We start from the raw sequence: 23,774 nt of genomic DNA, 5'->3' as shown, positions 1-23,774 counted from the left end.
CGAAAAAGAATATGAGGTTCTCAAAGAGCGACTAAAACACCTACCCGGGAAGCCTGGCTGAGTCTAAAATCAAGTTTATTTTTGAAATTTTAATTCGAATGCTTCCGTCTAAGGCTTCGCTATGGGATAACTATGTCCTAAAAAACTATTTCTGCTTAACTCAATTTAGTTTCATAGCTTTGTCGCATAAATTATCAAGAAATTATCATGGCAGTATTACATAGAAAAGAAGAGAAAATTGAAGTTGTATTAAGTAAGCTTCCTAAAGAGTATACTGATAAAGAATTTGTAGATATGTTTGTTCAGCTTTATTCAAAAGACTGGGGAAAGATCAAAGCGAATTACATCAAACATTCGCAAGATAAAGAGCCTGGGACTGTGATCATCATGCCTAAGCCTGAACTTTACCTAAAAAGCATTTTAGATACTTATTTGGAGAACAATAAGAAATAATATCGCTTTTATTGCAGCACAACAGTTCAAAAAATATAGATAAAGCCCAATTCTCACATTGGGCTTTATTGGTTTTAAATGGTTTCTGAATCATAGATCTTATGATAATACAAATAAGAGACCACCAGAACCGCGAAAACTATCCAAGGGAACACTGCTTCCATTCCGAAGCCATCTACTGCCAAGTGGCTGATAGAGGCGAAAATAAAGTCAAAGCCAAATCCCGCGTAAGCCCATTCTTTGAGACGCTTAGGCGCTTTAGGGATGATCAGAATGATTGCACCCAAAACTTTAAACACGGTAAGTGCAACGCCGAAGTATTCCGGATAGCCCAGGTGTCTTATGCCTTCTTTGGCCATTTCTGTTTGAGAAGTTAAGGCAGGCATCACTCCTTCAAATAAGAAGATGAGAATGGTTGCGGTCCAGAAGATGATTTTGTTCTTTTTCATTTGTTTATGATTAGGTTTAAGGTTTAGCAAAAGCTTTTTCCAACAGACTGATATCGATCTTTTTCATTTGCATCATTGCTGCCATGACTCTACTGGTTTTTTCCTGATCAGGGTCTTTGAGCAATTCTGATAGGATGGTTGGTACAATTTGCCAGGAAAGTCCAAATTGGTCATTTAACCAGCCGCAAACTTGGGCATTTGGATCTCCAGCAACCCTTAGGCTGTCCCAATAATAGTCGATCTCTTGTTGGTCTGCACAATTGACCACGAAGGAAATGGATTCGTTGAATTTGAAGATTGGTCCGCCGTTTAAAGCCAGGAACTCCCGACCGTCAAGTTCAAACACAATGGTCATCACTGTGCCTTCCGGCATTTGGTGGATTTCAAAGCCTTCTTTGGTGTAATGGGTCATTCCTGTTATGCTGGAATTCTTAAAGATTGAAGTATAGAAGTTTACCGCTTCTTCGGCATTTCTATCGAACCATAGGTTTGTGGTGATTCTTTGATTGATATTTTTCATAGCAATAGGCTTAGTTAAATTTACTAATTCAAATTTAGAGGAGAAAGGACAATTTAAACTAGTGCAGAAACGACATAATGAGGGGGCGAATAAGACAAGAATTAGTCGGATTTTATGTGGGACTGATAAAATAGCAAGTATTTTTTAAGGTTTACAGGAAGAAAATGCCTTGAAAATGGAAATGGTTCTATGGCGACACTGGATATCATCTGTTGTTTTCGTGGAGAGAAATGGCTCAAAACATTGCTTTAGGTGGCATAAAACAGGGTTTTCAAAAAAAATAGAAATATTTCAATCTAAATTTGGAAAACCAGATAAGATTTGTACTTTTGCGCCGGAGAGTTGGCAGAGTGGTCGATTGCGGCAGTCTTGAAAACTGTTGACTTGTCAAAGGGTCCGCGGGTTCGAATCCCCCACTCTCCGCCACTAGGTGACTAGATTTCGAAAAAACCTGCAAATCATACGATTTGCGGGTTTTTTCTTTTTAAACCAAAGCCAAATAAAGCATCAATTCACATATAGTTGGTGAGTCATTCGGTGAGTAGTTGAAGGTAATTTAAGGCACTCACCGAATAGGGTATATTTCATTATAAATGAACTAGTTACATGATCCAACATCTTGACTGATAGTAGTAGCATAGCTAAATTTGTTTAACTTTTTAATGTGCAACATTATGAAAACTAATTTCAGCCTACTCTTCTACATGAAGAAACAGAAAAACTATCAAATTGGCGCGGTTTCCCCTATCTATCTAAGAATCACCATTGACGGAACAAGGTCTGAGGTAACTACTGGTAGATCCATTGATCCACTACAATGGAATCCAAGGTTAGGAAGAGCCAAAGGCTACAAAGAATCGGTTAAATCATTCAACTTCTATCTGGACGATTTACAGGTCAAGATCCACGAAGCACATTCCCAACTCACAAAAGAAAACCAAAAGATCACCGCTCAGGTGCTACGGGACAGATTTCTTGGGAAAGATAAAGATCGCCCAACTTTGTTAGAAGTATTCAAAGAGCACAAAGGATTTGGCGCACCCTTTGGCGCACGGGATTCAACAACTATCTTTTCAAATCCAATCGACTTCATAGATTTGAAAAGGCAATAGACAATATCCAAAATTTAAACTTCCCCCTTAAATTAAAGAATACCCAAACAAATGGGAAAGATTCCTTTACCCTCTCCTACAATTTTAGTTCTTATGTTAAAAACGATTCTAAAACTCAGGATAATACTTTATTACTTCATTTTTGAATACCATTTTTCTAACATAGAAATATTATCATATTTTTGAGTTCTATCCGTATAAGAAAACCATTTATCATTAAGACAACTAATTCATTCTTACTATCTCCTATATAATTATAAAATCTGAACTCGCCAGAACTAAGTCCACTATTCTTCAAGCCAATATTCATTCTCAGGATTAAGTTTCTGCCCAATTAATTCTGCTTTTTCAAAATCCACATCAAGATAGCCATCTTCATCGATAAAATATGCTTTTTCTTTATAACATTCAATTAGAGTGTCAAAAAATATTTCTAAAGAATTATAAATCTTAATGGGTTCTAATTCATCGTGATTAACCAAATAAACTTCTAATCTTTCCTTTCTATCATTTTCTTTTAATGCATAAAAATCTGATGAATAATTAACCAATAAAGGAAAATATTTCCCCTTGTTTTCATCACTCAAAATAGCATTTAATTTTTTAATAAAATGTGGGTACTCATCTATATGGATAAGTAAATAACCCGGCAGAAAATCCATTAGAGATTGATCTTCTATTTCATATTTTGTGCCTTTTACAATTGAATAAATTGCTCTTAAACCACTAGAAAAGGTGTTTGGTAATAAATCATTACTAGCTTCTCCTAAACTACTTTTATATTCATATCTAAAAACATTTGATAAGTCAATATATTGGCTAAATAAGTTTTTTATTATATCCATTTTAATTCATTTTTTTAATCTACAATTTCGATGTCAAAAAATCACCATTAGAATTAGAAAGAAAAAAAGCTCCAACACAAATAAAAACTACTATCCCCGTGACAACTATCATCAATTTACGCATGTTTTCTGCTCCTAATACCTCGTATACATATACAGATCTGGTTTTTCCTTCTGGATTAATAACCCAATTCCATCTGAACAAATATCCCAGAAAAAAAATGGCGAAACCAACTGCGGCTATCAAATAACCATAATGTGGATTCAGAGTTAAAAACTGGCTAAATTGATTGATAATGTTTTCTGATTGTTCTTTCATGGTGTTTATTCTTTATAGAGTACTATTGAAATTATCAAGCTAATTATACAAAAAGTTGTTGTGACAAATTATTGATCCTTATTATGATATTTCATAATCAAAGTTTTAAGAGCTAACGCATCATCACCAAATCCTTGAGATAAGCTAAATGCTGATACACCAAAATTGTTTTCCGCATAAATATTTGCTCCATTCTCCAAAAGTTTTTCTACAAAATATAAATCGTTATTTTCTTTTACACCCATATTCAACATTGCTTTTGCTAATACACTACCTCCGTGTCCAATTCTAACATTTACATCTGCTCCGTTTTTAATTAGGTGGTCAAATATTTCTTTCGATTTGTAAGTGAAACCAACACAAAGACACAACGCGGTATGCATTCTTGAACCTCTTGAAGGTTGTGCATTAATATTGATACCTCTTTTTAGCATCTCGTCTATGATTGGAATCGGCTCTAACAGGTATGGACGATTAACAGCAAAATCCTCAATATTTGTATCATAAATTAAACTGGTGAGGTAATAATGCAATATATTTTTAGCACTTTCATCTATTGAATTAATTTCAAAATCAGCTAAAAATAATTTAAACTCAGCTAGTATTTTGCAATTATTGAAAGCTATCTTATAGTCATTTGTAAACATAATTTGAATTTATAAAATTTGTTCTTCTGTATGGCGTTCCGTTAAAATTAACGCTAACGACGTTTTCTGGTTAAGTGGCTAAATAGCACATAACGTTTCGGGGCCATGCGATGGTGGGGCAATAGAATTCCGTCCGCCCCACTTTTGCCAACCCCTTGTTAGCGGCCGTTTTGGTCTCTCGTTTAGCGTTATTTGATTTTCCATGTTTTGCCATACCAATCTTTTTTACCATTAATTGATAGTTCAAAACCATCTTCTAAGTTTGCATTTTTAATCTTAGCAAAAGCATATTTTCCAATTTCTCGTAAGGCCGGATATAATTCTGTCCAACATTTTCCATCAGTTTCACTTTCCCAGTTTTTGGAAAAACTTTTATGAGAAGTTTCTTCAAAGTCTTTTAGGTTGTAATCTGCAGGATTGAACATTCTTGTCGCTTCTTCAGGCTTAAATAAGGCTGCTTGTTCTAAATTCCCTTCGGCTAAATATTTTTCATAATACTTTTTATCCCATTCATTTGACTTGTCAACATTTTTGAGTGAATTTTCCTTACTGTCAAATCCAATTGAGCTTGCAGCCGCATTTGGGTCAGTCCAAATACTTGCTGTAAAAATTTTAAATTGTGAATGTTCATTTTTCATACGCTCAATGGCATTGTCAACCATTTTGGTCATTTCTTTGATATAAATTTCTTTGTTAAACATTATAGTTCCGGTTGTTTATTTTTTGTTTAGCGTTACGCCATATACAATAGAAAAAGCAAGCTAATAATGCTGATGATGAGTACTCCAATCATTATTTTTCGATAGTTTTCATAACCCAAACCACTCCACAAGTATCATACTTTTTCTATGACCTGTTGGCTCTGTTGCCCATTTCCACCTTTATTTTGGTGATATTCTAAAAAGTTATTAGCAACATCTCGTATCTCTTGTTTTATTTCCTTGTCTTTACTTATAGAATTTAGTATTCCAATTAATTCTTTTTGATTTTTATTTCCATTTATTACACGGTTCAATAACCAAACTGTATGAACTGTTGGTTTGTCTTTTACTGATTTCTTTAGTAAATTCTCGTAATCTTCTTGTCTTTCATTATAAAATTTCTCAATAAAATGCGTTAATGGTCCAGGGGTTCCAAATTCCACCAAATGATTTTTTTCCATTAGTTTAAGTATATTTTCGATTGCATCAAAGCCGATTTTGTCTGCTTCCATTTCGTCAACAATGTCATATTGTAAATTAGTGAACTCTGGTTCTTCTAAATACCATTCATCCTTTTCAAGGAAGTCGTATAGTGGTTTTAAGTATTTTTCCATTATTTTATGAGAATTTCATTTTAAGTAGTATGTTTTTAAGCTGACGCAAAACCCTTGTTAGCAGTTCGTTGTTTATCCTTCCGTATAATATTATCACATCCACTTGTCAAATTGTGCTTTGTATTTTTCTTGTGCTTTTTCAATTATTGGTTCGGGATTGTCAATTGGGTCAGCTAAGGTTGAAGCATTGGCGTTGTAGGGGAAATCAGGGAACGTCAGCCCTTATAACACCAATGCAATGTTAATTGCCGTATATTGTCGTCCAATAGGGTTCAAATTTAAGGTCGTCAAATTTTGTGTCGTGTATGTCTAACGTTTCAGCTCTGTAAATACCAAATGAAGTTGTGTCTTGTATTGAATTGATAAAACTCCATTGTGCATTTTTTTCGGGGTCGTGAACACTTCCCCAACGTCTGTATTTATATACCGTTCTCTTAGCATTTAGAATTTTTGATAATTCTCTTATGTCGTCTGTCCCTTTGTAATTGAGTTCTTCTGCAATTGCAACAACCATTAGAAAGTCAAATTTTATTTTCCCTTTTTGGGGATGGTCTTGTTCATTCAAAATACTAAAGCAGATGTCAGGTGCAGAATCTATTTTTTCACATACAGTCCGCATTGGTGTCCAACAGTCCAAACTGCCAAACTGCCGTTCCTTTTCTTCGTCACTAAAAGTCCATTTTTCAAACGACTTTTCATTCCAACGAAGTTTTCCGAATTTCACTTCATCATAATATTCAGAGTTAGGTCGTTGTGTATACGCGTAGACACCCAAACCCGTTTTGTCGTAATAGGATGAATATTTTAAGATTTTGTCAAAAAGCGGTTGAATGTTATTTGTCCATTCATTTTTTGTCCACGGCTCTTTGCCTTTTGCAGTGTCAGCAAAAAGCAGATAAAAGTGATATTTTCTACTGTCAAAACTCATAATGTGTCGGGTGTTAGATGGCCGTTAATGTTTTAGGGCTTTGCTTTCGGGCGGAAAATCGAAGCATAAAAGCCGATATTATTACCAATGCCCAATTGAAAAACTTCTGTTGAACTTTTCAGCCCGCCTGAGGCAAAACCCTTGTTGGCAGAAATTTTACCTTGTCGGTTTCCAAATGTAATCACCATCTTTATTGATGTAACCATCTTTATAAACAGAGTAGTCTTTTCCAATGGTAACTTTTGCTATCCCATTTTCAAAACTTTCTACATGTTCAAATTTTGGTTTAATTACCATTTTTCCATCTTTGTTAATAAATCCATGTTTATTATTTTTTTTTAACTGAACGCTTGCCAAACCCTCTGAAAAATTCTCGCCCACTAAGTACTCGCAGGGAATAACAATAGCGCCCTTCGTATCAATGTAACCATTCCCATTTTCCCAAATACAACATAATCCTTCTGAAAAATGTCCATTAGCTATTTTAAAATTTGGAGGAATTACAACTTCATTGTTTCTATTTACAAAGCCATAAAATTGTTTTTTATTAACTTTTTTACCAATAAGTGTTGGTATTATTGCTGCCATTCCTTCATAAAAGGAGCTGGTGTAATCATACATTGGTGGTATAATGAAATTGTTGTTAATGTCTACAAATCCCCATTTTTTCTCTGTTGAAGACATACAATTAATCAAACCTTCATTATATTCCGATACTACAAATTTCCGGTTCGTCAATATTATTTCGCCTCTTGTATTTATGAAATAAGCTAAAGAGAGCATATTGTCTTGTACTAACGCAATTCCGTTATGAAAATCATTTACGCGATAGTATTTAGGTTCAATTACCACATCATTTTCTCTATTAATGAAACCAAATTTCCCATCAACTTCCACAATTGCTAAACCTTCATAAAAACCTCCAAAGCAATATTCGTATCTATATTTGGGGTTCATAAATATATTTCCTTTGCTGTCCATATATCCAGATTCCTCATTAACTATTATTCCTCCAAACATATTAGCGAAGTCAAAGTCAAACTTTGTGATCAGTTTCCCTTGATTGTCTATAAAAGCATATTTCCCATTTTTTTTAACAGGATAAAATTTTTCTACCATATCGTTCAATAAGTTTCTGCCAACGTTTTGGGGCTTTGCGATGGTGGGGCAATTTAAGCACAAATCTTCAATTTGTACAAATGTTGAATCGAAGAACTACCGTTGAACTTTGCAGTTTCGCCTACTATTGCAAAACCCTTGTTAGCTGCCGTTTATTTCTTTGTTTAGTTGGTTGAATTTCTGTTTATTAACTCTTTTTATGTTGTCAAGAATTTTTGTTTGTTTTTCACTTGGTAATTCTTTTAATTTTTCAACAAATGTTGGATAAACTGTTGTTTTGGCAAAGAACCAAAGTGCGTTTGTCATCGTATCAATTTGTCACCAATCTTTACCGAGATTTAGAGCTAAAACTTCCATTAGAAAATCTAAATCTTCAAGCCATTATTTTTTTCCTTTTTTCTAAAAAATACCACTTATAGAATACTCTCCACCTTTTTTTCTTCCTTCTTCAAATCTTTTTTTCCAATTTTCTTCCCAATATTCGGGAATAGAGTCTTCTTTCGTTTTTGCAATTGTCTGTAATGGCCGATAAAGTGCTGTGACTGATATCTGTATCATACATGTCCTTGTTTGATACAGATATCAGTCACAGCAATCTCGTTTAATACGGTTTCTTCAACTTTTAAACTTACGTTGATGGTGCTTTTGTCAGCTACCGCTATTTCTTTTGACTGGTAGCCTACCAATGAAAAAACCAATACATCTGTAGACTGGGCTTTGATTGTAAATTTACCATCGCCGTTAGTTGAAGATCCTTTTTTACTCCCTTTAATGAGAACAGTTACTCCTGGGAACGGTTGTCCATTAGCATCTTTAACCGTACCATTAATGGTTAGTTCTGCAACAGTTGTTGTATTTGCAACTTCTTTTTAGGTATTCGCAAATGTCTTGTAACTACTCATGATGGGAATAAACAACAGTAATATTCCACTGAGTGTTGTTTTAAAATTCATAATGACTATTTGTTTGGGGTTTTATCTGGTTGGTTTATTGATCCAGATATTACCGGCAATTTTAAAGTACTTGTATGAAGTTAATAAGGTGATTATATTAAATGTACTGCAGATGAAATCGCTTTTTTGTTATCAAATTATCATGAACTTCATCTAGGTATAGTGCGGGCCTTCAACACTAATATTAACCACTTTCTCAAAATTTACTATAGCCTCACAATGATCATAAAAGTTCGACATATCGCCGCTCGCCCCTACTAAATCGGCAAAAAGCCTTGAAAGTCGAACTTTCTCTTGAAAAGAGTTCAATTTCAAGGCTTTTCTTTTACATCATGGTTTCTAACACAATTCATATAATTAAGAAAATCCTGAATATCACTAAAAATAAGGCTGTTAGCAGTTCAACTCCGCTTCGGTCAACCCAACCTGCAACACCGCGACTATTTTCTGATTATCAAACATTTACGGTTCGACTATTTTTACCTATCTAATTTTTCATCATTATTATTCCTCAGATAGTCGTGACAAATAATTTCTGCAAACCTTTTAATTGTTCGCACTACCTCTGCAGCTTGTTCGTCTGAGAAGTGAGCAAACATTGGCAAGGATTTAACTTCTTCTATTGTAATATCGTGCGACCTGCCAAGGTCAAATTCATCTATATTTTTCATTACTAATCATTTAAATTCAAACATAATTTGGATAAAATCAAACAGCTTATTTAAGATGAAATCTACTACACATCTGTATTCTATTTACAAAACTTCAAAAACGAAAAAAGAATTGACGATAAGCCTCAGTTTTTCAATTAGCAGAAATACACTCTCTAAAGACGCTGGCCCGCGCATATTGATGGTTTACCGATATAACAAGAACTGAATTATATGCGGTAAACTTGGTTTCGCAGGCTAGCATTGCTTAAATACTGGAATACTTCAGCCCGAATTCCGAAAAAATATCTTTGGTAAGTTTGGAAAAGGGGCGTCTGGACATTTCATCTTTTGATGAATAGTTGTGCGTTAGTAAACGCAGCACATCTTCTCTGGAAGAGAACAGGCTACCCTGAAAGTCGTTGTAGAGCGTATCAATATAGGTATCGCTGTAGACTGCCGCACCGATGATCATTTCTTCGATCAGATCCTTGTGCTCATTGTAGATCTTTTGAAGTTTGAACACCCGCGCATTGTTAGCGGCCTTTTTGATCATGGAAAAAGGAACGCCGGGCCTGAATTTAATTTTTACGTCGAAACTATCTGTTTCACCAGCAAAAAAAGCAGTACCAAAGGTACTTCCGATTTCAGTTGCTTTCAGCTCTTTTTTGTTTTTGAATACAGCACTGAATTTGAAGATTTCATGCAAGGAATGCTCATAAGGGTGGATAAAATCCTTAAAGTTCATGGGACTAGCATGTTTGAGGTTGGCATTGCAAAGGTGGCAGGAAGGAATCAAGTTGTAAAACGATAGTGCTAAATAAGGGTATTTACTTTTGGGTACGTAGTGGTCGAGCTCCGGCCGGATGAGACCCCCGCCGCGGTAATATACCGTCAGGGTGTAGTTGCGGTTGCAATATGGGCAAACGTCCATACCCATAGGCTGACAAAAATGGTAGGCGCTGTACCGGGCACTTTTTCCTGAAAAGTGCTTGTAGTCGAAAACTGTTTTGATCATCTTGGCAAAATCACTGGGTACCTCTTCCCCATCTACGATGGCTGTTAGGCGTGGATAGGTGCCGATGAGTATTCTCGCTTCGAAAAGATCAATAACTTCCTGAAGCTCGCCAGGGGTTCCGGTGAGGATGGTTTTTAGCCATTTATAATCTTCTGCAAGCAGGTCTGCAAAAAATGTATGGTTGTCCCCCCCTTTGTCAACTGCGGCATCATCAACCAAGCTAAGGATAGAGCCGGCATAGCGCGTAACGCTCTTTGTAAGCTGCCTTTCCATACGCAGGTTTTGGTAATGCTGCTCTGATAGGGTAGTAAAACCGTCTTTTTTACCTTTGGTGAAATGGAACATTTTTATCCTTTGTTTTGTTGCGCTTTCAATTGCCTAATTTCTGATTCCAATGCCTCCAGGCGCTGATCGACGTCCATCATATTCATCTGAAGTTTTTCGGTGAACATCTGAACGAGTTTGGTACGGATCAGGGGTTCGCCAATCAGTGAGATATTTTTTTCGATCGTCGCTCTGTTTTTCATAACCTGTTCCCTACTGCCCTGGAGCATTTCGATGATGGAATTGATTTTTTGTTTGGCAAATTCACCCATGAGTCCATGGCTGAGGAAAAAACCATCAGAAAGCAGTGTATGGATGTTGGCACCAAAGGTCTGTTTTTTGTCTTCGAGGCTGTCTTTGGCGATGGTTTTTCCGTTTAGTTTCTGCAGGAATATAACGTTGCCGTTGGGCAGATCAGAAACTGGAATGGGCGAGTTGCTGGTAAATATGACCTGAATGAACCGGGTTTCGCCATTTTGGGATGCGTAGCATTTGGTGAGGAATTCACAGAGTAGGAACACAAAACGGCGCTGCCATTCGGGATGAAGGTAGAGGTCGCCTTCATCGATTAAGATAACAACATTTTTGGATAAACGCTTATCCTGATTATTGACCATTTGATCGGAAAGCGAGAAGAATCTGGAGTAGATATTCAAAAAGGCTTTTTCGCCAGAACTGATACTCCTCCAGTCAAAGCTCAGGTAAGGCCTGTGCGTAAAGGTTTTTTTATAAAAAGAATGAAACTTCTCGAATGTATCATTGTCAATCTTAAGTTCGAAGGATCTTCCCTCCTTTAACATCTGCAGTTCCTCGCCGGTTGCGTGCACACTAATATATAGATGCAGGTTCTCGATTGCTTCAGCCATCTCAGATAGATGGACGAGCTCTTCCCGACGGATTGAACGCTCTCTCAATTGGCTGATCAGGTAGCCATTGATGTCTTTAAGGGTGAAGCCTTTGAACTCCTGCTTTTTAAAGTCAAGTGGTTTAAATTCATAAAAAGGACCTTGAATATGAAGGGCGATTTCCTGGAGAAAGTTAAGCAGTGACTGCACATAAAAAAAAGCAATCGTCCATTCCCGTAAACCATCTCTATGAAATTCCATTTCTTCAAGGCAGGCCACTATTCGATCAGCAATTGCCATCAGCCCGATTTTTTCTAGCGCACTTTTCTCTTTGCTATTTCGAAGGTAATTTTTTGAGGTATATTGTCTTTTGGAGCTGATCGTTAATCTATCAGGAAGCTTAAAAGGAATAATATCCCTAGCCTCGAAAATATTAACAAAATCAACCTGACGTTCCGTCTCGTTATACCGGAAAGTTTCCAGCTTATCGGAATATTCTGTGGACTGGATACGCATGGTAGTTTCGTATGATAATTCAGCATGCAGTAGATGATCTGTAGCTATATTCTTAAGGTTCGTATTTTCAACGTCCCGCCGCCCGTCAAAAACGTTTGAAAAGTTAATAAAGCTGGTATCCTTTAAAAATGGAAATTCTTCTTCGTCGCGGTAGCTCTTTTGGGTTTGATAGGCAACCGCTTCTTCCAAGCTGAGGATAGACAAGGTGATCTCAAAAGCAGCGAGGTTGTCACTTAAAAGCGAAATATCACTGGTGCGATAAAGGATTATTTTACCTTCATCAGTTTTTGCGGCCAGCAATAGCGCCCGATCTAAAGACCGTTCCCCATCAGTCAGTTTTTCTTTAATAAAATTGAGTACAGAAGTTTTGCCCGTGCCGTTTTGGCCGATAATTGCGGAAAAACCTTTGATGATGGCATCTCCAGGGGAGTTATCGTCAGTTAGAAAGAAATTTTCAATATACTGGGGATTTTCGCTGACGGTCAGGGAGGATTGCTTTTGGTCATAGAAAAAACGAAGTGGTCCGCCAAAGTTGAGGTTTTGGCCAGACAAGGTATGGTGGTCTTTAATGTAAAGGTATAAGAGTTGCATAATTTTAGATGTTAAGGGCAAATATAGCAGATAATGATACTTAACAAAAGTTGAGCCCCACCCTTGTTTGTAAATTACTGAGCTAAGTTATTTCTCTCATTAAAATCTTGTTGATATTTCACAACAACCCAGAGCAATATGGTGTCGATGGGGGTTTAGATTTTTTTTATTGTCGAAAATAATGCAAATTCGAGTTTATAATTCTTACTAAATCTAACTCTCACCATGGAAGAAAATAACGCTCCCCAACAGGCTGCTGCTGAGCAACCGACCAGAACACTGGAATCAGATATTCAACTTTTTACTGAAAACCTGCCTTACTGGGCGCAGTTTATTTCTCAAAAAATACTCTCGGGCGAAAGCATTGATGATGAGATTTACGACCAGGCTTACCAGCTACTTTTGGAAGATGCGGGACTGGAGGAGAAATCTGCCGACCGTGAGGATATCAGTATCAGTTGCAGTGCCAATGGAGGAGACTTTAAGGAAAATTTAACACTGAGTAAAGTATCGGAGGTGGAAGGCATCAATGCGCTTGTTGCTGGTCAGGCCATCGAATTCGGCAAGAACCTGACTATCATCTACGGTGCTAATGGCTCTGGTAAATCGGGATATATTCGCTTGCTCAATAATGTTTTTATTACCAAAGGCGAGAAGAAAATTCTTTCCAACGTCCATATTGATCACCCGCTTGATAAAAAGGCAGTTTTTAGTTTTCAGGGAGACAGCAATTTTGAGCTGGAATATCCGAAGGACTGTGATGATCCGGCCTTTAAACAGTTCTCGGTATTTGATGAAAAAGCGGTTCATGCCCACCTGAACAACAAGAACCAGTTTGAGTTCCGTCCCGCAGGATTGATGTACTTTGCTGAACTGTCAGAGGCCTATAAGGAAATAGAAGAACGGTTGAATGCAGCTATTCAGGACCATTCGGCAATTCATAACCTAGAAGGCTTATTTGATGGTGAATCCGAAATTAAAAACATCATCAACCAGCTCTCTTCAAAAACCAAAGTCGAGCATTTTGACCTTTATAGGCCATTTACAAATGAGGATAAGGCGTCGCGAAAAACGCTTGAAGAGCAGAAGGCTGCACTGGTGGCACTTAAAAAAGATAAGGAAATCGAAGATTTGAGGCAGCAGAAGAAATTTCTCGCCGACCTAAAGGCAGGTATCGTTAAAGCTAACCGATTTTTCACAGCTGAACAACTTACCAAAGCACAATTGGGCGTTGCAAATGCGGTTGAAAAGGCCAAGCTGGCAGCTCAAAATAGTATTGTACAGTTTCAGAGCGAAAAAATTTCAGCGATCGGTAGCAAGGAGTGGCGGGACTTTATTCTGGCTACCGACCAATTTGCCAAACTGCAGCATCCGCAGGGAGCGCCCTACCCTACGCCTGATGATGTCTGCTTACTTTGTCACCAACCACTCAGTGAGGAGGCAAGAAAACTCATATCCGCTTATTGGACTTTTATCAAGAGTAAAGCAGAACAGGACAGTGCTGATGCGAAGAAAGAGCTGGAAAATGCACTCAAAGCGGTAAAAGATTTAAATCTGGATCTTCTTGCTGATACTACTGTGCTGTACAAATGGCTCTCCGACAAAAAGCCCGATGCGCTTGCGGCAATTCTAGCTGATCTATCGAAACTTCAAGATGCTAAAATGGCGCTGGCTGCGCAGATTGAAAACAGGAACACCAGTTTGCTTATGGGATTTCAGGCTAACCTAGAGCTCATCGATGAGCTGGATTTGGACATTGATCAGCAGATAAAAGTCCTAGAAGAATCGGACGTGACCAAGGAAATCGACGCGCTCTCCCAAAAGATTGTACTAATCAATCATAAAGAGAAGCTAGATGATCACTTTGGTAAAATAGAGAAAGCGATTGTTGATGCCCAGTGGGTGAGCACAGCAAGCAAGGGAAAAACCAGCATCAACAAAAGAGATGTAACAAACAAAGAAAAGGAACTCTCGGGAATATATTTCAACCAGGCCTATATCGATCATTTTAACGCCGAATGTGTTGCGCTCCATGGTAATTTTGGGATCAGCATTACCCATTCCGGATCATCGGGCACATCATATAGACAACTGAATCTGAAAGGCAAACAACCTACAGAAGTGCTTAGTGAAGGGGAACAAAAAGTCATTTCACTTGCCGACTTTCTTTCAGAGACAATACTTTCGGGAATAAACAAAGGAATGGTATTTGATGACCCCGTAACTTCACTTGACGAAGGGCGCAAAGCACAGATTGCCGCTAGGTTGGTCAGTGAATCTGACAAAAGGCAGGTCATTGTTTTTACCCACGATCTGGTATTTGTCTCACAATTGATCGGCATTTGTAAAGACCATGGAAAAGAGCATGTATGTCACTGGATTGAGCAGCGTGAGGGCAAACCGGGTTACATTTCGCTTAAAAATTCTCCTTCATACGAAAAGGAATATAAGACTGCAGAAAAGCCCCGCAATTTTTACCATCTGGCCAAGAAAGACGACTGCCCCGCGGCGATGCGGGAAATGTACATCCAGCAGGGTTTCACTGCCCTTCGGACCTGCTATGAAACCTTGGTGGTTTTTGGCTTCTTCAACGGAGTGGTACAACGTTTCATTGAGCGGGTAAGCCTAGACAGCATGGATAAGGTATTCATTGACCAGGACCTCAAGAAAGAAATGATGGAAAGTTTTGGGCTATGTTGCAGGTATATGGAGGGTCACAGCCACAGTGACCAATATGCCTACAAAAAACCCAATCTAGAAGATCTGGATGCTGAAATTAAACGTTATGACGAGATCCGCATGAAAATCAACACCTTCAAAAAAACTGTTGCTTAAATGTCTTGTCCTGCTATAGCTTGTCATTAAAAACAAAAAATGCAACAAAAAGCAAAGACAAGGCAAAAATTTCAAGCAGGAAACTTTGGGTAGGTTAAATCACCCTAGTAGAGGAAACGCTTATAATAATTTCTTTTTCCTATACTGCCCTTCTACCTTATTCTTTACTGCTTTCTCAAAATTTACCACTGCTTCACAATGCTCATAAAAGTTCGACGTATCGCCGATACACCCTACCCGCAAGTCACTTTTAACAAACCCTTTCAGATAGCCTTTAAACGCTTTAAATCGAACAAAATTCATATCTCAGCCTGATTACATTAATAAATACTAAACATTCCCTTTTCAGCTAACAATATTTTGGTATTCAACCCTTTGATTATAATAGAATAATACCTAAATTTAATTTATAGCATTTGCAGCTAAAAAAAGAAACAAGATCAGTGAGTGATTCGGTGAGTCAATAATCACAAACCATCCAGACACCATATTAAAGCGAGATTTTAACCCTGGGTACAATTCCCCCACTCTCCGCTAAATGGTCATCAAAACCATACTAAAAACCTGGAATCGCACGATTTCAGGTTTTTTTTCGTTTCTAGGGATGGTATTTTGCCCAAATCCCAGATCACTCCCAAAATCCCTAGTTAAATTACTATGATAACATATAAAGCAGATATTTTTTTTGTAAATTTAAGTATTGGAATTTCAGCTGCAGCTATTCTGAATTTTCTCCTGGTTTCTAGTACTTCCCCTGCGGCCACAAACCATAAATCTCCCTATTCAACTGAATTTTCAAACAATTTAAAAACTATTACCATGCCTAAGTATGTAATTGAAAGAGAAATTCCTGGAGTAGGGAAATCAACCGCGGAACAATTAAAAGAAATTGCAAAAGCGTCTAACGAGGTGTTAAGCAAAATGGGGCCACAAATACAATGGGTAAACAGCTATGTGACAGACAACAAGATCTATTGCATTTACAATGCTCCAAATGAAGAAATGGTCCTGGAACACGCTAAACAAGGTGGATTCCCAGCAAATTCAATAAGTAAGATCTCAGCACTTATAGATCCGATAACGGCGGAATAGAATATTATTTAAATGGTCATCAAAACCATATTGAACCCCTGGAATCGTAAGATTTCAGGGGTTTTGCATTTTAGAGGTATCCAAAATATGCTCCGTTTCTCATCCTGTAGCTGAGCAATTCTTCCGCTTAAAGAGCTACATTTCTTATCCTTATTAACTTACCATTCAGCTCATCGGTAAGAATGTATAATTTACCCATAGGACTTTGCGTCACTTTTCGTATTCTTACTCTATCATCTGTAAAAAGTTCTTCAGCGCTTTTTATATTCTCCCCTTCTATTACCATGCGCCATAAGCTACCTTTTGATAATCCTGCAACAAGTAAGTTTCGTTTCCAGCCTGCAAACTCGTTTCCCGAATAAATATGTAATCCGGTAGGTGCTACAGTGTGTATCCAAGACCATACAGGGTCTGTATACTGATTATCAGGGATAGGTTTTGGCGCAAATTCTGCAAAACGGTACTTCCCCGTGGTTTTCATAGGCCAACCATAATTCGCTTTTGCTTTCAGCACATTAATTTCGTCTCCTTGATGTGTACCGTGTTCTGAAAACCAGATTTTATTGGTAGCTGTATCAAGCGTCATACCCTGTGCTGCCCTGATTCCTATAGCATATAACCCTGGACTTGCTTTGCTTCCAAAATCTGGATTGTCTTTTGGAATGGTTCCATCAGCGTTAATTCGATAAATTTTTCCTCTTCTATCTTCAATATTCTGGGCAATAGGAATTGCAGGCTCATCTTGCTCAGAAAATAATCTTTCGCCGATAGTAAAATATAATTTACCATCTTTACCAAAAACCATCCCACCTCCATAGTGATACCGCTCTTTTGTATAAGGTTCTGCTACAAAAAGCACTTTGATTTGCTGTAAAGCTTCATTTTCTAATACTGCTCTTATAATTTTAGTAGTTCTATTATTAGCCGCTAGAGCTACGTAGGATAAGTAAACATATTTATTAGTTTTAAAATCAGGGTCTAACAGAACTTCAAATTTACCTGTATTATCTCCAAAGCCAGTAATGCTATCATCTAGGTCGGCTGGATAACCTTGTATCTTAGTCTTTTCTTTAGTCAAGAGGTTAACTTTTACAAGATCGCCTTCTTTCTCAGAGATGAGCGCTTCGTCTTCTGACATAAAAGCGATGCTCCAGGGGCGTTTTAAACCTTCTACAATGATTTCTTTTTTTGGCAGGATAGCATTTACATTAAAGATTTTATGTGGTGTTCTCGTCGAGACTTTATCAGCAATAAACCAGCCTTCATTGGTTTTCATCAAATTGAAATAATCAGTAAACAGATCTCTTTCCGTACTGATTTCTACTTTTGCACTACCCATATTGTTGGTAATATCGATAGCTACTATATGGGTTTTTAAATTCTTAGTACGCTCATGAAGTTTGAATAAGCTGAGATACTGATTTCTGGTAAATATGATAAATTTACCATTGTTATAATTCTTTAAATGACAAGAAGGATGCATTGCCCCGCCCAATTTAATAGTGTCTCCAGTTGCCCAGCCATCGAAATAGCGTTGTATTGTATTTTCTATTAATTGCCTTTCAGTCGGCTGATTTTGGGAAAATGCAGAGAAAAAAAAGGCGACTATTACAATGATAGTCAGAATTACATTTTTCATAAAAGTGCTTTGATAATTAGTGAAATTTTTATTTGTTGCTCAAATTTGCACTGTACTTTTATGATCAGGGTCCTGTAATTTAATCTAGGAGTACGGTTTTATAAATCTGGAGTGTTCGACTGTTGATAAACACGGGGCGTTGCCTCCCTTCATTTTTTTGAACGCCGTAAAGAAAGTAGATTTTGTATTAAATACCATTTTGAATTTAATTAACTTTTGACACACAAATTTCCTATTGAAGGTTAATACTGTCGAACAATTCCTGGAGAAAGCCAATTTGCTTAGGAGAGAAGTTTTCTAGTTCAGCTTTAGTTAACGATCAAACGGTACAAATATATGCCATGCCCCCACTGGGCTTGTCATATGAATCGTAAACAACTCATACATCCAGCCTATATTCATTAAAATTGCGACGACCAACAAGAAGTATAAGTTAACACCCCACTTCCTGAAAAATAAAGCAAGTGATAAAACACAAGTAACAATTAATAAAAATCAGTAAATGAATCAATAAGGACCAAATGCAAGGTTTCTTCTGGCATAACTAGCATATTCGTTAAAATACGGTATAAATCCTAAAAACGCTTCTATATACAAATTACTTACAAAACGATTGATCAAACAGGCTAAAAAGTGCTCTTTTTTTCAATGTCAGGTAATGTCATATCTATTCTGCGCGCTAACTCTGGCAACTTAATTGTTGGGACTGCAGGAAATAGGTGATGTTCTAAGTGATAAAACATACTAAAGGTTATTTTATTTTTCCAACCATCTCTTTGAGTTCGTGCAAATTCAGGGCTTTCATGTGTATCATGATGAACTATCCAAACAGCAAAGAATGCCATCAAAAACTCACCTGCAATCATTATAGCAATATGATACATTAAGAAATGTATTTGAAAATAGAAAACAACGAATGCAAAAATTGCTATGGATAACAGCTCTACAATCACGTTAAGTCTATAGTTTTTGTTACCCAGTTGTAAAGCTATTTTGTGAATTAAAAACATGTGTACCGGACCGTATAATATTGCTCCATACCAGGTCATACTAGCTGATTTCCCTTCATAGTCATCATCTGTTAAACAATATTTGTGATGTCTGATATGGTTAAACTTAACAGCATGTATTGAAACCATCATCAAAATGCTATTGATGTAAAGTGAAAGCCACGTTAAAAATTTATTCGTCCCAAGGGAATTATGGAATCCATTATGAACTTGACGCAAACCCGTCAAAAAGAAAAACGCTGAAAACGGCAAAGCAAAAAGGTAGTATCCAAAATAGGCAAGCGTAATCGAAATTAGAAACCATGGAATGGTTAAATTATTTTCAATTAAAATCTCTCTCATGCTAAGATCCTTTAAATCTTTCCAATATACCTTCTTAAGTATTTCCTGATGAGTCATAATGCTAAGAGAATTAAATTAATATTACGCAATTTACAAGAACTAAGCGATAAAGCAATTAACCTACTTTTTTTACATATATCCTTGAAGCAATACTTGACAGAAACAAACTTCTCAAGAGAACAGTAAAAATGATCTATTAAAAAACACTTAATGGCCTGTACCGAACCTGATGCAACATATTAAGTTAACATGTTCTAATATTTGATATTACAAAACTAACCGACGTTATAGAGAATAGCATGACACATACAGGGCTCCATAATGGGGTCGAACCATCAACAAAATAAATATAGTATTTACTAGCTCCATGCAAAACATTGTTTTACTTCATAGTCCGGGGCTGTATACCAATAATCAAATTTTCTTTATCAAAAAGCACTCTGATTACTTCCTTAGGATCTTCGGAAGCACTTTCATAAGCATATTGGATCATCAGGTAATCAACACCATTTACCTGCTGTAAGCTCTCCGTATAGACTCTAAATGCTTCAGGTTTGATGGTTGTTTTGAACTGATCGAACACCGTTTGGGTCACTTGACTGCGGATCTGTGGGGAAATAAATGCTTTGGCATTTTCCAGCTCTCCTGCTCTCAATTTGAGGATAAACTGATCGTATGATTTTTTAGCAGCTTGAATGGATTTAGCACTCAGTTCAGGATTGGTAGGCTTTTTAACTTTAGTAACATAAAGCCAAATGCGATTGGTAGGCTGTATTTTGATGTTTTCTTTTTCTTCCGAATAATTACTAAATACCGCATACAGAGAGACACTAGAACTATCATTGGGTTTCCATTCATCACTACGCTTAAGCCCAGCCTTAAGGTCAATTTTTGTAAGGTCACTTAATTCTCCTTTCTTCTCGCTATTGCCATGTTTTGTGCTAATCTGATCTGCCAGCGACTGATATTTTTTTATAAAGGCCTTCTGTACATTAAGAGGCTGCTTCTTCTTAGTCCTATCAAAATTGATCATATCCCACTCATAATCGATACTATGTACTAAAGAATCCACCTTACTGAAGGTATAAGTAACCAATAAGTCGGGAATACCTTGTTCTGTTCGTCTATAAGTCAATGGTGTCTCCATCCCCCCCGGGATAATGATATCGCCCTCACCCTGGTACAATTTACCACCTAGTCTCTTTTCTATGTCGATAAAGCTCTTCATCCTTTTTCCATGAATTTCAGTTGAAATTTCCTGGGCAGATGAATTCAACGCACAAAGCGAAAATGAAAAAAGAAGGAGAACGCGTAGCTTAGTCATATATTTTAAGTGATAAAATGAGCTTTAATTTTATTCAGCGAATATACGAGAGTTCTACGTTTACCTATGCTTTCAGTTAATTAAAATATCTCAGTCCAATTACCTTCAAAATATTATATATTATTTGTTGTGTCAATAAATACAAAATTGTGATAATAATAATTCGGGTTTCTTTAAAGATGAACTAAGGCAGTTTTGAATTACCATCCTGCTAAAAAACGGGCCACCCTCCCCTTTCAGATTCAAATATTTTTCCTTATATTAATAGTAAAGGAACTGTAATGTAACAGATTTCTTAAACAAGTAAATTATTAAATGATAGAAACAACCAATGAAATCATCATCGTCGACCTCGAAGCTACCTGCTGGGAATTGGGCAATAATTATCAAAAACAACAAAGCGAGATTATTGAAATCGGCATTTGTAAACTAAATACAGCAACAGGAAAGGTAACCGCAAGCGAAGGTATTCTTATAAAGCCTGTAAATTCCGAGATCAGTGAATTTTGTACCCGCCTTACTTCTATCACTCCTCAAATGATTGAAGAACAAGGAATCTCATTAACTGAAGCCATTAACATTCTGGAAGAACGATACAATTCGCAACATTTAACCTGGGCTAGCTACGGTGGATATGATAAGACCATGCTTACAGAACAATGTATAAAATTTGGAATTCCGTATCCTATGTCGAGCCATCACATCAATGTGAAAGTACTTTTTTCTGAGCAGCATCGCCTAAGTAAGGGAATAGGTATGGCACGTGCATTACGTAAGTTAAACCTGCCGATAGAAGGTACGCATCACCGTGGCGTTGACGATGCCAAAAATATCGCAAAAATCCTCTACCACCTCTTAGAGGCTTAAATGCTTCATTTGCAATGCAACCAGCTAATACTTGTAAACACCAACTATTCCTGATATTTATCTTCTATTCTGGTCTATCTTAATTTTATATTAAGGCCGCTTATTAACCTAATCATGCACAACATTATCAAAACCCACACTGTAGTACCTAAGGATTGTAACGGTTTTCCAAAAATCGGAAAAACCGTTACTTTAATATTTTTATGAGACCTAGAACCAGATAGAGATATTTGTCGATTTCCAGATGTAGATTAACACTAAGACAAACAACTTTCTAATTTTGTTCGATTTCTTTTAAGCTATCCATTTTCTTGTAAGCAAGGAATCCTTTGATGTCCTCGAAATGCTCACGAACGCGCTTATTACCAAACTCGAATACTTTTTCTGCCAGTCCATCTAAGAAATCACGATCGTGGGATACCAGAATCAAAGTGCCATCAAAATCTTTCAGCGCATCTTTGATAATGTCTTTCGTCTTCATGTCCAAATGGTTGGTTGGCTCATCCAGGATCAACACATTTACTGGCTCTAAAAGCAACTTAATCATAGCCAAACGGGTTTTCTCTCCACCAGAAAGCACTTTCACTTTTTTCGTGGTATCATCGCCACTGAACATAAATGCGCCCAAAAGATCCTTAATCTTGATGGAACCATCAGTTAATGGAATCTGGTTAATCGTTTCGAATACCGTCATATTTTCATCAAGCAATGCAGCTTGATTTTGAGCAAAGTATCCAATCTTTGCATTGTGACCTACTTTTAATTCACCATCAAAATCGATCTCGCCCATGATAGCTTTGATCATGGTCGACTTACCTTCACCATTTTTACCAACAAAAGCTACTTTTTCTCCTTGTCTGATCACCATCGATGCTTTTTCAAACACCACATGATCGCCATAAGTTTTAGTAAGCTCTTCTACGATTACAGGATATTGACCCGAACGCGGCGATGGTGGGAATTTCAGGCGCAGTGCTGAAGTATCCACTTCATCAATCTCAATAACCTCAAGCTTTTCGAGCATCTTCACACGTGACTGTACCGACAAGGTTTTCGAGTAAACCCCTCTAAAACGGTCTATAAATTCCTGGTTATCTGCAATAAATCTTTGTTGTTCCTCATAAGCTTTCAATTGGTGGACACGACGGTCTGCACGCAACTGAAGATAATGACTGTATTTGGCTTTGTAATCGTATATCCTGCCCATCGTAACCTCAATGGTACGATTCGTAATGTTATCTACAAATGCACGGTCATGGGAAATCACGATCACCGCCTTAGCCGAGTTGATCAGGAAATCTTCCAACCATTGGATACTCTCAATATCCATGTGGTTAGTAGGCTCATCCAGTAAGATCAGATCGGGTTTCTTTAACAGAATTTTGGCCAACTCAATACGCATGCGCCATCCGCCAGAAAACTCGGAAGTTTGGCGATTAAAGTCTTTGCGCTCGAAACCTAAGCCTTTTAATACCTTCTCTACTTCTGCATCATAATTGATCTCTTCGATCGAATAAAATTTCTCACTCAGCTCCGATACACGTTCGATCAACTTCATATAGTCGTCCGTGTCGTAATCAGTACGAATAGTCAATTGCTCATTTAGCTCATCAAGCTCTTTTTGCATTTGGTTTACCTCTTCAAAAGCTTTCATCGTTTCTTCAAAAACGGTCACCTTATCCTGGGTAAGGAAATGCTGTGGCAAATACGCAATTACCGCGTCTTTTGGACCGGTTACGTTACCAGAAGTAGGTTTTGCCGCATTGGCAATGATCTTTAAAATGGTCGACTTACCTGCACCATTCTTACCCATCAGGGCTATCTTATCGTTCTCGTTTATCGAAAAGGTTACGTCGCTAAACAGTGTGGTTCCGCCAAATGAAACGGAGATGTTATTTACATTAATCACAGTATGGGAAATTGAATTCGCCGCAAAGATAAGAGAAAGACATCGGATCAAATTGATATCCCCCCAACTTATTTAGATAAGGGAAGAAAAAAAGCTACCCCCAGTCAAATCATGGTAAAATAACACTCTATCGCTCAGCAAATTTCTCGACA

24 protein-coding genes and 1 tRNA gene are annotated in these 23,774 nt (G+C 37.2%); 6 read left to right on the top strand and 19 right to left on the bottom strand.

What is annotated here, in order from left to right:
* Positions 1 to 207: 207 nt before the first annotated feature.
* Positions 208 to 453 carry a hypothetical protein gene (locus R2S10_RS22235; RefSeq protein WP_316842620.1) on the top strand — a complete coding sequence of 82 codons (246 nt, stop codon included), beginning with the start codon at positions 208 to 210 and terminating at the stop codon, positions 451 to 453.
* A 74-nt stretch (positions 454 to 527) separates the two neighbouring features.
* Here R2S10_RS22235 and R2S10_RS22230 read toward each other — a convergent pair whose 3' ends face one another.
* Together R2S10_RS22230 and R2S10_RS22225 are read right to left on the bottom strand one after the other, a co-directional pair.
* Complete coding sequence (locus tag R2S10_RS22230; protein WP_316842619.1) at positions 528 to 902, bottom strand: DoxX family protein; 375 nt, start codon at positions 900 to 902, stop codon at positions 528 to 530.
* Positions 903 to 918: 16 nt separating this feature from the next.
* Positions 919 to 1,422, bottom strand: coding sequence for a VOC family protein (locus tag R2S10_RS22225; RefSeq protein ID WP_316842618.1), 504 nt, complete (start codon positions 1,420 to 1,422; stop codon positions 919 to 921).
* A gap of 336 nt (positions 1,423 to 1,758) precedes the next feature.
* On the opposite strand from R2S10_RS22225, the gene R2S10_RS22220 reads away from it, so the two are divergent.
* Positions 1,759 to 1,848: transfer RNA gene (locus R2S10_RS22220), tRNA-Ser, on the top strand.
* A 248-nt stretch (positions 1,849 to 2,096) separates the two neighbouring features.
* On the top strand, positions 2,097 to 2,534 hold the full coding sequence (locus R2S10_RS22215) for an Arm DNA-binding domain-containing protein (protein WP_316842617.1): 438 nt from the start codon (positions 2,097 to 2,099) through the stop codon (positions 2,532 to 2,534).
* 287 nt (positions 2,535 to 2,821) lie between these two features.
* Here the strand turns inward: R2S10_RS22215 and R2S10_RS22210 are convergent, their stop codons facing one another.
* The 13 genes from R2S10_RS22210 to R2S10_RS22155 all read right to left on the bottom strand — a co-directional run bounded on the left by R2S10_RS22210 (position 2,822) and on the right by R2S10_RS22155 (position 12,604).
* Entirely contained in the window at positions 2,822 to 3,379 is a 558-nt protein-coding gene (locus R2S10_RS22210; RefSeq protein ID WP_316842616.1) for a hypothetical protein, read from the bottom strand.
* 19 nt (positions 3,380 to 3,398) lie between these two features.
* A complete protein-coding gene (locus tag R2S10_RS22205; protein WP_316842615.1) occupies positions 3,399 to 3,698 on the bottom strand; it encodes an Imm17 family immunity protein in 300 nt (99 codons plus the stop codon).
* A gap of 68 nt (positions 3,699 to 3,766) precedes the next feature.
* Complete coding sequence (locus tag R2S10_RS22200) at positions 3,767 to 4,345, bottom strand: hypothetical protein (protein ID WP_316842614.1); 579 nt, start codon at positions 4,343 to 4,345, stop codon at positions 3,767 to 3,769.
* Positions 4,346 to 4,533: 188 nt separating this feature from the next.
* Positions 4,534 to 5,046: a hypothetical protein gene (locus R2S10_RS22195; RefSeq protein WP_316842613.1), complete on the bottom strand. Its 513-nt coding sequence runs from the start codon at positions 5,044 to 5,046 to the stop codon at positions 4,534 to 4,536.
* A gap of 134 nt (positions 5,047 to 5,180) precedes the next feature.
* Positions 5,181 to 5,660 (bottom strand): hypothetical protein, encoded by a 480-nt coding sequence (locus R2S10_RS22190; protein WP_316842612.1) that lies wholly within the window; start codon positions 5,658 to 5,660, stop codon positions 5,181 to 5,183.
* A 241-nt stretch (positions 5,661 to 5,901) separates the two neighbouring features.
* Entirely contained in the window at positions 5,902 to 6,588 is a 687-nt protein-coding gene (locus tag R2S10_RS22185) for a hypothetical protein (RefSeq protein ID WP_316842611.1), read from the bottom strand.
* Between the two features lie 156 nt (positions 6,589 to 6,744).
* Positions 6,745 to 7,707, bottom strand: a complete 963-nt coding sequence (locus tag R2S10_RS22180) for a WG repeat-containing protein (RefSeq protein ID WP_316842610.1) — start codon at positions 7,705 to 7,707, stop codon at positions 6,745 to 6,747.
* A 141-nt stretch (positions 7,708 to 7,848) separates the two neighbouring features.
* On the bottom strand, positions 7,849 to 8,013 hold the full coding sequence (locus R2S10_RS22175) for a hypothetical protein (protein ID WP_316842609.1): 165 nt from the start codon (positions 8,011 to 8,013) through the stop codon (positions 7,849 to 7,851).
* 93 nt (positions 8,014 to 8,106) lie between these two features.
* Positions 8,107 to 8,265 (bottom strand): hypothetical protein, encoded by a 159-nt coding sequence (locus tag R2S10_RS22170; RefSeq protein ID WP_316842608.1) that lies wholly within the window; start codon positions 8,263 to 8,265, stop codon positions 8,107 to 8,109.
* Complete coding sequence (locus R2S10_RS24740) at positions 8,262 to 8,537, bottom strand: carboxypeptidase-like regulatory domain-containing protein (RefSeq protein WP_410479017.1); 276 nt, start codon at positions 8,535 to 8,537, stop codon at positions 8,262 to 8,264. The genes R2S10_RS22170 and R2S10_RS24740 overlap by 4 nt, the downstream gene beginning before the upstream one ends.
* A 602-nt stretch (positions 8,538 to 9,139) precedes the next feature.
* Entirely contained in the window at positions 9,140 to 9,331 is a 192-nt protein-coding gene (locus tag R2S10_RS22165; RefSeq protein WP_316842607.1) for a hypothetical protein, read from the bottom strand.
* Positions 9,332 to 9,578: 247 nt separating this feature from the next.
* Complete coding sequence (locus R2S10_RS22160) at positions 9,579 to 10,673, bottom strand: hypothetical protein (protein WP_316842606.1); 1,095 nt, start codon at positions 10,671 to 10,673, stop codon at positions 9,579 to 9,581.
* 2 nt (positions 10,674 to 10,675) lie between these two features.
* Entirely contained in the window at positions 10,676 to 12,604 is a 1,929-nt protein-coding gene (locus R2S10_RS22155; protein ID WP_316842605.1) for an AAA family ATPase, read from the bottom strand.
* 225 nt (positions 12,605 to 12,829) lie between these two features.
* On the opposite strand from R2S10_RS22155, the gene R2S10_RS22150 reads away from it, so the two are divergent.
* Together R2S10_RS22150 and R2S10_RS22145 are read left to right on the top strand one after the other, a co-directional pair.
* The gene (locus R2S10_RS22150; protein WP_316842604.1) at positions 12,830 to 15,439 is read left to right on the top strand and encodes an AAA family ATPase; all 2,610 of its coding nucleotides are present in this window, start codon (positions 12,830 to 12,832) and stop codon (positions 15,437 to 15,439) included.
* A gap of 819 nt (positions 15,440 to 16,258) precedes the next feature.
* Complete coding sequence (locus R2S10_RS22145; RefSeq protein ID WP_316842603.1) at positions 16,259 to 16,531, top strand: DUF4242 domain-containing protein; 273 nt, start codon at positions 16,259 to 16,261, stop codon at positions 16,529 to 16,531.
* A 127-nt stretch (positions 16,532 to 16,658) separates the two neighbouring features.
* Here the strand turns inward: R2S10_RS22145 and R2S10_RS22140 are convergent, their stop codons facing one another.
* From R2S10_RS22140 to R2S10_RS22130, 3 genes are all read right to left on the bottom strand, one after another.
* Positions 16,659 to 18,170, bottom strand: a complete 1,512-nt coding sequence (locus tag R2S10_RS22140; protein WP_316842602.1) for a PQQ-dependent sugar dehydrogenase — start codon at positions 18,168 to 18,170, stop codon at positions 16,659 to 16,661.
* A 626-nt stretch (positions 18,171 to 18,796) separates the two neighbouring features.
* Positions 18,797 to 19,522, bottom strand: coding sequence for a fatty acid desaturase family protein (locus tag R2S10_RS22135; RefSeq protein ID WP_316842601.1), 726 nt, complete (start codon positions 19,520 to 19,522; stop codon positions 18,797 to 18,799).
* A gap of 382 nt (positions 19,523 to 19,904) precedes the next feature.
* The gene (locus R2S10_RS22130) at positions 19,905 to 20,750 is read right to left on the bottom strand and encodes a hypothetical protein (protein WP_316842600.1); all 846 of its coding nucleotides are present in this window, start codon (positions 20,748 to 20,750) and stop codon (positions 19,905 to 19,907) included.
* Positions 20,751 to 21,161: 411 nt separating this feature from the next.
* On the opposite strand from R2S10_RS22130, the gene R2S10_RS22125 reads away from it, so the two are divergent.
* Positions 21,162 to 21,713, top strand: coding sequence for a 3'-5' exonuclease (locus R2S10_RS22125; RefSeq protein ID WP_316842599.1), 552 nt, complete (start codon positions 21,162 to 21,164; stop codon positions 21,711 to 21,713).
* A 274-nt stretch (positions 21,714 to 21,987) separates the two neighbouring features.
* Here the strand turns inward: R2S10_RS22125 and R2S10_RS22120 are convergent, their stop codons facing one another.
* On the bottom strand, positions 21,988 to 23,622 hold the full coding sequence (locus R2S10_RS22120; protein ID WP_316842598.1) for an ABC-F family ATP-binding cassette domain-containing protein: 1,635 nt from the start codon (positions 23,620 to 23,622) through the stop codon (positions 21,988 to 21,990).
* Positions 23,623 to 23,774 lie beyond the last annotated feature (152 nt).

This window comes from Pedobacter gandavensis (assembly GCF_032678745.1).
Classification (GTDB): Bacteria; Bacteroidota; Bacteroidia; order Sphingobacteriales; family Sphingobacteriaceae; genus Pedobacter; species Pedobacter gandavensis_C.
The sequence above is the reverse complement of the archived record's forward strand: the minus strand, read 5'-3'. Positions and strand labels throughout refer to the sequence as shown.